Origin of the sequence: Bradyrhizobium sp., from assembly GCF_035570375.1 — a bacterium.
In the GTDB taxonomy this organism is placed as follows: Bacteria; Pseudomonadota; Alphaproteobacteria; order Rhizobiales; family Xanthobacteraceae; genus Bradyrhizobium.
Window position 1 is genome coordinate 1 of the sequence record NZ_DATMLW010000236.1, and the last position, 10,320, is coordinate 10,320.

Annotated in this window: 11 protein-coding genes and 1 pseudogene; 5 read left to right on the forward strand and 7 right to left on the reverse strand. The window is 59.1% G+C overall.

The window, feature by feature from the left end; all coding sequences use genetic code 11:
• Positions 1-445: 445 nt before the first annotated feature.
• Positions 446-1,366: a DUF2066 domain-containing protein gene (locus VNX23_RS25545; protein WP_325634352.1), complete on the reverse strand. Its 921-nt coding sequence runs from the start codon at positions 1,364-1,366 to the stop codon at positions 446-448.
• Positions 1,367-1,952: 586 nt separating this feature from the next.
• Between VNX23_RS25545 and VNX23_RS25550 the strand changes: the two genes are divergently transcribed.
• Positions 1,953-2,372, forward strand: coding sequence for a helix-turn-helix transcriptional regulator (locus VNX23_RS25550; RefSeq protein WP_325634343.1), 420 nt, complete (start codon positions 1,953-1,955; stop codon positions 2,370-2,372).
• Between the two features lie 533 nt (positions 2,373-2,905).
• Here VNX23_RS25550 and VNX23_RS25555 read toward each other — a convergent pair.
• The 4 genes from VNX23_RS25555 to VNX23_RS25570 form a co-directional block, all read right to left on the reverse strand.
• Positions 2,906-3,475, reverse strand: coding sequence for an NYN domain-containing protein (locus tag VNX23_RS25555; RefSeq protein WP_325634344.1), 570 nt, complete (start codon positions 3,473-3,475; stop codon positions 2,906-2,908).
• A 905-nt stretch (positions 3,476-4,380) separates the two neighbouring features.
• Complete coding sequence (locus VNX23_RS25560; protein ID WP_325634345.1) at positions 4,381-5,265, reverse strand: alpha/beta hydrolase; 885 nt, start codon at positions 5,263-5,265, stop codon at positions 4,381-4,383.
• Between the two features lie 258 nt (positions 5,266-5,523).
• Entirely contained in the window at positions 5,524-5,889 is a 366-nt protein-coding gene (gene dksA / locus VNX23_RS25565; RefSeq protein WP_325634346.1) for an RNA polymerase-binding protein DksA, read from the reverse strand.
• Positions 5,890-6,234: 345 nt separating this feature from the next.
• Positions 6,235-6,648: a flagellar assembly protein FliX gene (locus VNX23_RS25570; RefSeq protein WP_325634347.1), complete on the reverse strand. Its 414-nt coding sequence runs from the start codon at positions 6,646-6,648 to the stop codon at positions 6,235-6,237.
• Between the two features lie 304 nt (positions 6,649-6,952).
• On the opposite strand from VNX23_RS25570, the gene VNX23_RS25575 reads away from it, so the two are divergent.
• The 4 genes from VNX23_RS25575 (at position 6,953) to VNX23_RS25590 (ending at position 9,427) form a co-directional block, all read left to right on the forward strand.
• Positions 6,953-8,035, forward strand: coding sequence for a flagellar basal body P-ring protein FlgI (locus VNX23_RS25575; protein ID WP_325634353.1), 1,083 nt, complete (start codon positions 6,953-6,955; stop codon positions 8,033-8,035).
• A complete protein-coding gene (gene flgJ, locus VNX23_RS25580; protein ID WP_325634348.1) occupies positions 8,035-8,400 on the forward strand; it encodes a flagellar assembly peptidoglycan hydrolase FlgJ in 366 nt (121 codons plus the stop codon). The genes VNX23_RS25575 and flgJ overlap by 1 nt, the downstream gene beginning before the upstream one ends.
• A gap of 12 nt (positions 8,401-8,412) precedes the next feature.
• Positions 8,413-8,904, forward strand: coding sequence for a hypothetical protein (locus VNX23_RS25585; protein ID WP_325634349.1), 492 nt, complete (start codon positions 8,413-8,415; stop codon positions 8,902-8,904).
• Between the two features lie 157 nt (positions 8,905-9,061).
• A complete protein-coding gene (locus VNX23_RS25590) occupies positions 9,062-9,427 on the forward strand; it encodes a hypothetical protein (RefSeq protein ID WP_325634350.1) in 366 nt (121 codons plus the stop codon).
• Positions 9,428-9,495: 68 nt separating this feature from the next.
• Here VNX23_RS25590 and flbT read toward each other — a convergent pair whose 3' ends face one another.
• Together flbT and VNX23_RS25600 are read right to left on the reverse strand one after the other, a co-directional pair.
• Complete coding sequence (gene flbT, locus VNX23_RS25595) at positions 9,496-9,885, reverse strand: flagellar biosynthesis repressor FlbT (RefSeq protein ID WP_325634351.1); 390 nt, start codon at positions 9,883-9,885, stop codon at positions 9,496-9,498.
• A gap of 226 nt (positions 9,886-10,111) precedes the next feature.
• Positions 10,112-10,320: pseudogene (locus tag VNX23_RS25600) on the reverse strand (cytochrome D ubiquinol oxidase subunit I); the annotation flags it as partial.

Consider the following 10,320-nt stretch of genomic DNA (forward strand, 5'->3'; position numbering starts at 1 on the left):
GGTCACAATGCCCAAATCCAGTGTCAGCCTCGAAACCCTCTACACCCCTGCCCCCAAACTGCCAATTGTAACCGAACTGGCCACCCCCCGTGAACCCGGCGCGATTTCCAAAGCCCGAATTGAACGTCGAGGCAGTTGCGAGAGTAGTGCTGTAGTTCGGTACTCACGCACACCCGAAGAACGCAGGATTACATGGACCATGGCAGCGCGCTCGCGGACGCATTGCACGTCCTTTGCAGTCGCTTCCCACGCGGCGAGAACCATGGAAACCACGCCAGCAGCAAGCTCTTCATGGTCCATCATACTCCTCGTCGGTCCGCGATCCGCATCGATGCGTGAGCGCAACGAGTGCACCCGACCGATCAGCCATTAAGCGAAACACCATCAAGCAAATGACCGCGACCCGGTAGGTGGTTTTGTAGCACGCCCTGAAAGCCGCGATCGCCTATCCCGGATCGCCGTTGCCTGAGAGGATTTGAGCTGCGCCGCCGATGCCGCGGCGAAAGGCTTCATCAAACGTGACGCCGCGAAGCTGCCATCGGTGCATCCGGCCATTCCAGTGAATCCGCCACTCCGTCGCCCATCCGAGCTCAGAGTCCTCCCACTTTAGCCGTCCGACCAAGGCGACTTCGCCACCCAGTTCGGATGCTAGAGATGCCAGTGTCGAGGATGGTGTCGTCAAGAGTTCTGCGGCATTGATGTTCGCTTTCGCCAATGCTTCAACATCAGGCAGCACAATTACCATGCCTCGCTTTAAGGCCGCGGCGAGGAGTGAGTGCCGTTGAAGGTCGGACTGCTTTGCATCTGATGTGGCGATGTATTGTCTTGAGCCCTGCTCCATCTCGACGAAAACGCCAAGGACCGGGCGGCGCGAAAGCCAGGGCTTGACGCCGAGCGAGTTAAGAACATCGTTGATCTTCCTGTCATCGAAATCGACAATCAAATCGTACGGCCGGTCGCGGGTGCCCTGCTCGTCGCGCTTCGGCGTGCCGGACATCTGGTCGTGATAGTTATACGAGCTAACGAAATCAGCGGAGTTCGATTTGTACGCGCTTAGTCTAGGATCGCCCTCGAGCTTGAGCGCTCCGGAAACCTTAATGAGAACGTCCTGGAAACAAGCGGCGAAGCCGATAATGCGATTGGCGTCGCCCTGTCCAGTCACGATTGCCGCCACGCGATAGAGGCTGTCCGCCGCGGCCGCAAGCGTGCTGGCCCAGTTCGCCAAAGCAGCAAACAGCGATATCATGAAGAGGACAGCGACCCCAACCGGACATTGCTTTGTCAGATGTTGAGTAAGCACGATCATCTCTCCCGATTGTCCGGTGTCAATGAGATGCCTTGCGCTGCTACAGCAATTTTTGTCCATCAGCAATTTGTGACATCTCGAACGGGTGAATTTAATTTACAAATGCAAATTGCAATTTAGAGATGAAGAAACAGAAGAGCTTTTGGTGAAACAAATTGGGGCTGTTCGGCAAAATCGAGTGGTATCAGCGACGTCGTGATGCACATGATCCGCTCGTAATTAAGCAGATATCGTGGTCATGGTTCTCTGCCGAGCTGGTTCGCATTCGGCCTACGGAAGTGGGCTACCGGGTGGAGGCGCGGGCCGCTTATTTAGCGCTGCATGATTTTGTTCGTTCTGATGGGGAGACGACGATAAATGGAGCGAACCGTTCGACGCTTACCGACGCCCGCGGCACATTGACGTTCGTGCCGGTCGGGTCTTCCGTGGAAGGCTGGAATCGCTTTGAAAGGCGCGCATCCACCGTCGCAGTGCATCTCGCGCCTACGATGTCGGATTACGAAGCAAACGATATCTCAAATGTCCCTCCCTCCTTGTATTTCAAAGACAACACTCTCAAAGCAACGCTCCAAAAACTTCAAAGTGTCATGGATGCCTCGGGCCTGGACGACCATGCCTATGCGGAGACGCTCGGGCTGTTGCTGTTGTGGGAGCTACGGCATGTCGCGAAAGTCAAGCCTTCGCAACTGAAACCGGCTCGCGGAGGTTTGACCGCAGCTCAGCTAAGGCGCGTCAAAGAGCTCATCGACGCTCAAATATCGACCGATGTCACGATCTCCGATCTGGCGGTGGTGGCAGAACTAAGCCAGTTCCACTTTATTCGAGCGTTCAAGGAGTCAGTATTCGAGCGTTCAAGGAGTCAGTTGGGCTGTCCCCCTATCAGTACATCCTTTCAGAGCGAGTCCGCCGCGCGAAGGAGCTATTGTCGAAAGGCGATCTGCCGGTCTCCGACGTCGCGCTCGCGGCAGGGTTTCACAATGCATACCAAATGAACCGGGTGTTTCGAAAGCTTGTTGGACTGACCCCAACGGCCCTCCGACGCCAGACTGGCGTGGTGTCTCCATAATTGTCTTGATCTTCGCGCCAACACCCATGAAGCCCGAGTCTCCAGACGCTGGACGACTTCTCAGTTCCAAACCCGTTTCGCCTCAGGAAGCCGCGGATCGCCTCGCCATCCGCGAGCTCCTCGAAGCCTACTCCCACTGCGCCGATCGTCGCGATGCGAGAGGTCAGATGGCTCTGTTCACCACAGACACTCACTTGATGGTGTACATGAACGCCAAAGATCTGAAACCCTTGCAAGAGCTGCCCTCGCGCAAGGCGCTCGCTCGCAAGCACCCAGGTCAAACGCGCGCAAAGCAAAACGAGCGCGATCGTTCGACTGTTTCATTTTGCTACCTTTCGGGCCTACCAGGACGCCCCCACTGATGACGGCAGGTCACCGCACGGAGACCTTCTCCCGGCCACGTCCGGTCTTGCCCTCGAAAGCCGACGTCGCGATTGTCGCAGCGTAGTTCAGCTGTGGGCCAACAAGAGACTTATTCGACGCAGCAAATGAGGCAAAATTCAAAGTGAAGAGGTGCGTCGTTTAGTGGAGCGTCATTGGCTTGGGAGCACGATCTGCGGTCGCAGCGGGCGTTCAATTGGATCGCGGGCGATCCTCGGTTGCAGCTCCCTTAGGTCAAGAAATACGTCGGTTTGACGCCGCAACTCGTCTGCGATCATTACCGGTTGCGTATAGATTGTCGAAACAACGGTGACCCGGACGCCGCGGCGCTGTATGGCTTCCACCAGCGAACGAAAATCGCCATCTCCTGAGAAGAGAACCATCTCGTCAACGTGTGCGGACATCTCCATGGCATCCACGGCAAGCTCAACGTCCATATTGCCCTTCACCCTGCGCCTTCCGCTGTCGTCAATGAATTCCTTGGTGGGCTTGGTCACGACGGTGTAACCGTTGTAATCGAGCCAGTCGACCAAGGGACGAATCGACGTATATTCCTGATCCTCAATGATGGCCGTATAGTAAAATGCCCGGACCAGGGTTCCCCGGCTCTGGAATTCCTTGAGAAGGCGCTTGTAATCGATGTCAAAGCCTAGCGTCTTGGCCGTGGCAAAGAGATTAGGGCCATCGATAAAGAGGGCGATCTTGTTTGAACGAATTGACATTCTCTGGTCCCCTGGAGGGAAGGCGAAGTTGCCTTAAAGCTGGAATTGGATAACGTCTTCGCTTCTCTCGAATTTTTAACCTCGGAGACATATAGTCGAGGGGATCGGAGGGGCTGGACGGTGGCGGGGCCTGATCAGTTTCTTGTTTTTGATACGACCGTGCGGAGGCGTGGTCGGGCATGGCGGTGGTTTGTCTCGACGACCGAAGGGGTGGTCGTCATGTGCGGCTCGGAACGCCGCCGATCCTCCGCCACATACCAAGCTCGCAGAGCGCTCTTCCTTCTATTGTCGGCCGGGCCTTGCCGGTCGATTCGACCAGGAAAATCACTGGAGCGATTGAATCGGTTCGTGCCGCACGGCGCGGATGGCAACAGCTTGAAAAATTCCGGGGTGGATGCGGGGCCCACAAAGGGTAGAGCAACTGGCGCAGAATAAGGGTCGGACAGAGCGGGATCTGGCATCATACATGCCTCCCTTGATTTAGGAGTGTGGACTTCCCTCGCGAGGAAGCCTTTCCATGCTTCGAAACATAGCGTGCAACCTGCACCAACTACAGGTTCAAGTAAAGATTTTCGGCATGAGCTGCAATTTTTAGACTGACCCGAGCCGCCGCACTCTCTGAACCTATCGCTCCAAGTCACGCGCGATCAGTTTTCGGACTTGATTAGGATGTTGGAGGCGAGCCGGTTGAAGGATCTTCACTTCACGGTCGAAGAAAAAGCCAACGGATCGTGGCCGATCCAGAGTTGGGGCATTCAACTCAAAAGGTAGCAAGGTTTCAACCGTTCGTGCTCTAGACAGCGTTCCATCGTTTGACGGTTTCACCTTGTTACTTGGCGCGTGAGCCGGTTGCGATTGATGTCGGCGATACAACAAATTGCAGAGTTGGCTTGTGGGCAATCAAATCACCCCTTCATTCCGGTGATGGACGCGCTGACCGCGCGGGGATCGCGGTGCGGCCAGCGGCCGCTTTCCGCCTGGGAGAGGAAATCGCCGACGATTCGGTTGTATTCCTCGGGCTCTTCGATGTTGATCGCATGCCCCGAATTTGGGATTACCGCGAGCGCACCCGACGGGATGTTTTGCTTCATAAGAATGCCCGGCAAAAGACACGGCCAATCCTCGTCGCCGGTAATGATCAGTGTGGGCACTTTTATGCGCTTCATCTCGTCGACCAGGGTATAGAGCGATGGCCGTTCTTTCTGCACGCCTTGCTGAGTGTTGGCCGATCCGACTGCCGAGTGCTCGGCCAGCATCGCCTTGAACTCGGCGTGGCCACGCGGATCCTTGTTTTCGTATTGCACGCGGGTCGGCCCATAAGCATAACGTTCAGCAAAGGCGCTCATGCCCTCGGTTCGGATCGTGTTGGCGATTACGTCGGCTTCGGCGCGAAACGTGTCGCGTTTGTCGGGTTCGGCGCCATAACCGCAGCCGCCAATGCACAAGGAAAGCGCCCGGTGCGGATGGCGCAAGCCGAAATGCAACGTGGCGAAGCCGCCCATCGAGAGCCCGACGATGTGCGCTTTCGACGCGCCGATATGATCGAGCACCGCGAGGATGTCGTCGGCGGCGCGCGCCTGGGAATAGGAAGAGACATTGTCCGGTACATCCGACGGCGGAAAGCCGCGCGCGTTGAAGGCGATAGCGCGATAGCGCTTTCCGAAATACCGCATCTGCGGCTCGTAGCTGCGCAAATCGCCGGCGAATTCATGAACGAAGATGACCGGATGACCCGATCCTGTCTCCTCGAAATAGAGGCGTACCCCGTCGTCCGTCGTCGCGTAAGGCATGTTGGCTCCTTGAAATTCCGCTTGGCTCCGGCTTGAGAGTAAGGTTGACACTCTCCGTGCCGCCATTTCGCCCCGTTGTCGGTCCCTTTTGGTACGAGGCCACTGAGGGCTACCGGCAATGCTTGCGGCACGATTCGCACCGTCTCGACCCGCCCCGTCGCAGTGTGCCCGGGCGACTCCGTTGCCGGCGGGATTGAGATACGAAATTTAAATCGGGGCTGGTCCTTGAGACGCGGCAGCCTAGCTCGTGATCGCGACCTACTCGTCGCGATAGACCTTCTCGCGCTTCTCGTGGCGCTCCTGCGCCTCGACCGAGAGCGTCGCGATCGGACGCGCTTCCAGCCGCTTGATCGAGATCGGCTCGCCGGTTTCCTCGCAATAGCCGTAGGTGTTGTCCTCGATGCGCTGCAACGCCGCATCGATCTTGGAGATCAGCTTGCGCTGCCGGTCGCGCGCACGCAACTCGATGGCGCGGTCGGTCTCCGAAGAGGCGCGGTCGGCGAGGTCGGGATGATTGACGTTCTCCTCCTGAAGCGTCTGCAGCGTGATCCGCGATTCCCGCAAAATCTCATCCTTCCAGGCCAACAGCTTGGCGCGAAAATATTCGCGCTGGCGATCGTTCATGAAAGGCTCTTTTTCGGAGGGTCGATAATTCTTCAACTTTTCCAAGGTCAGTCCATCTATGCGTTCGAGTGCCCGATTCCAAAGCTCGTTGCCGCACCTGTTACGCGAACTTCGGCAGATCAAGCCGCAGCAAAAAATCAAAGCTTCCAATGCCGCTTTCTATCGGAAGTTGCTGAGCCAATACGCGGCAACTACCCCTTACGAAACCCGATTCGGCGGCACCGGCGGATGGAGAAAGGCCCGCCCGCGGGCGCCTTATATAGTGGCATGTTGTGACAGACAATATCGCCCTTATGGAGCGGAGACGGCGCCGATTCCCCCCGAGGGAACCGTGGTTTAAGCGGTTCAGAACTGCCCGGCCTTGGCCAATTCGACCTCGACCCTCAGTTCGATTTCGGACAGGACCTCGTCCAGGCCAGGGTCGCCAGAAGAGGATTTGAGGTTGGCGGCAGCGTCGCGTAACCGGACGACCGTCGAGGTGTCGAAATTGCCGGACAACAGGCCGATCTTGAGGTCGTCGAGCACATCGAGCGCCCGTTTGCCGCGCTGCACCGACCGCTTGCGCCGCTCGATCGGATCATCCTCGATGCCCTGCAGCGCCAGCAGCGTGTCGATGCCTGCGGCTGCCTTGGGCGCCACTGCCGCCCTAGCCTCCGGAGCGGATGCGGCGTCAGGCAACGCAAAGCCACCGCTGCTGGTGCGGCGGATGTTGCCAGGCTGAGAGCCGAGAGTGGTGCCGTTCGGTCCTGAGATGCGCATCGCTGTTTCTCGCCCGTGTCGCTCCCAGCATCGCTCGCGCATGGTTAATGCAACGTAAATGACCCGGCAAAATCTGCCGCGGAGAGGCATTTTCGCCGCCCCGGCGGCCCGCGCCCGTGCGCGGTCGTCGCCCTTTTCACGCATCAAGTCAGTAATTTAACGTCGCGAATGGGCGTGGCACGGCGCTCGCATGGTGCATGGTGGATCGCCGTCATGGGAGTGATGCGCGCACCATTTTAGGACCCTCAGCGGGGAGCAGAGGATGCCAAGCGCTTCTTGGGGAAAACGGTTTCGCCTCGCCTGCATGGCGACGGCGGTGTTGGTGCTGTCCGCTCTTCCCGCAGCAGCGACGTCCCGAATCAAGGACCTCGCCAATATCGAGGGCGTCCGGCAGAACCAGCTGGTCGGTTACGGCCTTGTCGTCGGGCTCAATGGCACCGGCGATACGCTCAACAACATCCCCTTCACCAAGCAATCGCTGCAAGCGATGCTCGAGCGGATGGGCGTCAACATCCGCGGCGCCACCATCCGCACCGGCAATGTCGCCGCCGTCATGGTCACCGGCAACCTGCCCGCGTTCGGCACCCAGGGCACCCGCATGGACGTCACGGTTTCGGCGCTTGGTGATGCCAAGAATCTGCAAGGCGGCACCCTGCTCGTTACCCCCCTGCTCGGCGCCGACGGCAATGTCTACGCGGTGGCACAGGGTTCGCTGGCGATCGGCGGTTTTCAGGCGGAGGGCGCGGCCGCCAGCATCACCCGCGGCGTGCCGACCGTCGGCCGCATCGCCAACGGTGCGATCATCGAGCGCGAGATCGAGTTCGCGCTGAACCGCCTGCCCAATGTCCGGCTCGCCTTGCGCAATGCCGATTTCACCACCGCCAAGCGCATCGCGGCAGCAGTGAACGACTATCTCGGCACCAAAGCCGCCGAGCCGATCGATCCCTCGACCGTGCAGCTTTTGATCCCGGCGGAATTCAAGGGCAACGTTGTCGCTTTCCTGACCGAGATCGAACAATTGCAGGTCGAACCCGACCTCGCCGCCAAGATCATCATCGATGAGCGCTCCGGCATCATCGTGATGGGCCGCGACGTCCGCGTCGCGACTGTCGCCGTGGCACAAGGCAACCTCACCGTCTCGATCTCGGAGAGCCCGCAGGTCAGTCAGCCGATTCCCTTGGCACGTGGCAGAACGGTGGTGACGCCGCGCACCAGCGTCGGCGTCACGGAGGACGGCAGGAAGCTTGCGGTTGTCAGGGACGGCGTATCGCTGCAGCAACTCGTCGACGGCCTCAACGGGCTTGGCATCGGCCCGCGCGACCTGATCGCCATCCTGCAGGCGATCAAGGCCGCAGGTGCGATCCAGGCCGACATCGAGGTGATGTGATGCAGGCCGCTTCGATTGGCACCGCAAACGGCGCGCCGCCCAAGGCGTCCATCCCCCATATCAACGGCCGGCCCGACTATGATTTTGCCGCCGCGCTGGCGAAAGTCTCGCCGCAGGTGCAGGCCAAGGCCAAGGCCACCGCTCAAGATTTCGAAGCGGTGTTTCTCAATTCGATGTTCTCGCAGATGACGAGCGGCCTCAATGGCGAAGGCCCGTTCGGCAATACGACGGGCACCGGTGTCTGGCGTTCCATGCTGACCGAGCAATACTCCAGGCAATTCGCAAAGGCCGGCGGGGTTGGAATTTCCAGCGAAGTGTATCGTACGCTGATCCTGCAGCAGGCCCGCCGCATCACCCAGAGCTAAAGGACAACCGGCATGAACAAGCATCCTCAGCGGCAAGGGCTACCTGCCCGTGAGTCGACGTCGACGACACCCGCCGAGGCGCGCAAACTGGCCGAGAACCTGATGGACGTCATGACCACTCTGCTGGCCGTCATCGAACGGGAAACCGAGCTGGTTCGCGCCGGCAAGATTCGCGAAGCGATGGCTTCCGAGGCCAGGAAATCGGAGCTGTCGCGCCGCTATGTCAGCGTGGTTACCCAGCTCAAGGCGAGTTCCAAATCTCTGGCCGAGAGCGCGCCAGACCTTCTTTCGACGCTGCGTCGTCACCATGAAACGTTTCGCGCAATGCTGCAGATCAACCTTACCGTGCTCGCCACGGCACACGCCGTATCCGAAAGCATCGTGCGCGGCGTCAACAGCGAGGTCCAGCGCCGCAACATTCCGAACACCTACACGGCGGCGGGACGGCGCGTTACGGTAGGGCCCCGTCACATCACGCCGATCGCGGTCAGCCGCTCGCTTTGAGAGCGGTGCGGCGCTTTTCCATAAAATTTTCAGCAAATTGTCGCGAGGGCGTCAGCACCGCATTCATCGCGTCCCCTAACCTTGCGTTGAGAGGTCAGGTTCATAATTGATGACGAAGGGGGGTTGGATTTGACTCGAGGAGAGCCAGGAGGCTGCCGTGAGTACAGATTTCAGCATCAGACCGGTGGGGGCGCCGGTCGCACCACCTATTGTACCCGCCGCGGGTGATGCAGCCCGCGCTGCAGTCTCTACGCAATTGCCGCCAAGCCAAAGCGTTACCGCCGTCGACGCGAGCACCGTCATTCGCAACGACCCGCAGGATGTGAGCGAATTCATTTCGCGTCAGGCCTTTTTTGACCGCGCCGCGGGCGAGCTCGTGTTTCAGGTGATTGATAGCAGAACCGATCAGGTCGTAACCCAGTTTCCGGACGAAGCCGTGCTGCGTCGCCGCGCCTATTTCCGCACCCTGGACCTGACCAAGGAAGAGTCCACGCGGCCGCTTGCGACCGATCTCAGGGCCTGATTGGTCCGGTCGTTACTGCCGAGTCATGAGGGGATGTTCGCGACACGTCCAAGCGCCGGCGCGACGATTCATGCAGTTGAGCGCCTCAGCAACTCCTCTTCGCGCGCGAAAAGCTTCCGAATTTCCTTCAGCGAGTTGTAAAGCGAGCCGCTCAATATCAGCCTGCTTGCGGTCTCGATAGTCGACCTGAAACTCGGTACTGCCTCCAGCAGATCCTTGACGAAACCCATATAAAGGTCCTGGTATTTCGGAATATCGTTCTCCAGATACATCAACTGGACGCAGAGATAGAGTCGCTTCACCGGGGTGTTCGCCGTGTCCGCGGTCAGGATGTCCTTCTCGCGCAGGATCGGCGCCTCGCCATCGATCAGAAACGTTGCGCGCACCTCTGAATTGGTGACGAGGCTCTGGCCGATGATGATCCGCTCGCCCGGCTTCAGTACAACCCTCAACGACATCGTCGCCCCCTTGCGCCCACCCACCGAGCAGCGGCTAAAATTCCCCGAATACCGAAAGATCGGCAGAAGAAACTACGCACAAAATGGATTCGCGGCAACACGAGCCTGCGCACGTGGCTGGTGCTCAACACGCGCGCATGAGCCAAAAGTGCAATGGCTGCGCAACCTGTACTTTCATGCAGCGCCCAACCGTTCGCATCGGCTGCATTTTGTTGGGAGGGAGTAGTTACATCGCCGATGGCGGAGACCGGTCGGGTCCAGCGGAGCGCTGCGCACCGAATTCGAGAACGGCCGCGACCAGTGCATCGATTTCGCCGACGTCGGTGCGATGATTGACGATTGCCGCGCGTATCGCCAGCCGGCCATCCAGCACGGTGGTCGAAGGCGCGGAAATTCCGGATTCCTGGATATCGATGACGATCGCGCCGTTCACGG

What these genes read in the sequence shown, in the direction of transcription:
- VNX23_RS25545 (WP_325634352.1), bottom strand. Translation starts at nt 1,366, where the DNA reads ATGGACAAAAATTGCTGTAGCAGCGCAAGGCATCTCATTGACACCGGA.
- VNX23_RS25555 (WP_325634344.1), bottom strand. Translation starts at nt 3,475, where the DNA reads ATGTCAATTCGTTCAAACAAGATCGCCCTCTTTATCGATGGCCCTAAT.
- VNX23_RS25560 (WP_325634345.1), bottom strand. Translation starts at nt 5,265, where the DNA reads ATGCCTTACGCGACGACGGACGACGGGGTACGCCTCTATTTCGAGGAG.
- dksA (WP_325634346.1), bottom strand. Translation starts at nt 5,889, where the DNA reads ATGAACGATCGCCAGCGCGAATATTTTCGCGCCAAGCTGTTGGCCTGG.
- VNX23_RS25570 (WP_325634347.1), bottom strand. Translation starts at nt 6,648, where the DNA reads ATGCGCATCTCAGGACCGAACGGCACCACTCTCGGCTCTCAGCCTGGC.
- VNX23_RS25575 (WP_325634353.1), top strand. Translation starts at nt 6,953, where the DNA reads ATGGCGACGGCGGTGTTGGTGCTGTCCGCTCTTCCCGCAGCAGCGACG.
- flgJ (WP_325634348.1), top strand. Translation starts at nt 8,035, where the DNA reads ATGCAGGCCGCTTCGATTGGCACCGCAAACGGCGCGCCGCCCAAGGCG.
- VNX23_RS25585 (WP_325634349.1), top strand. Translation starts at nt 8,413, where the DNA reads ATGAACAAGCATCCTCAGCGGCAAGGGCTACCTGCCCGTGAGTCGACG.
- flbT (WP_325634351.1), bottom strand. Translation starts at nt 9,885, where the DNA reads ATGTCGTTGAGGGTTGTACTGAAGCCGGGCGAGCGGATCATCATCGGC.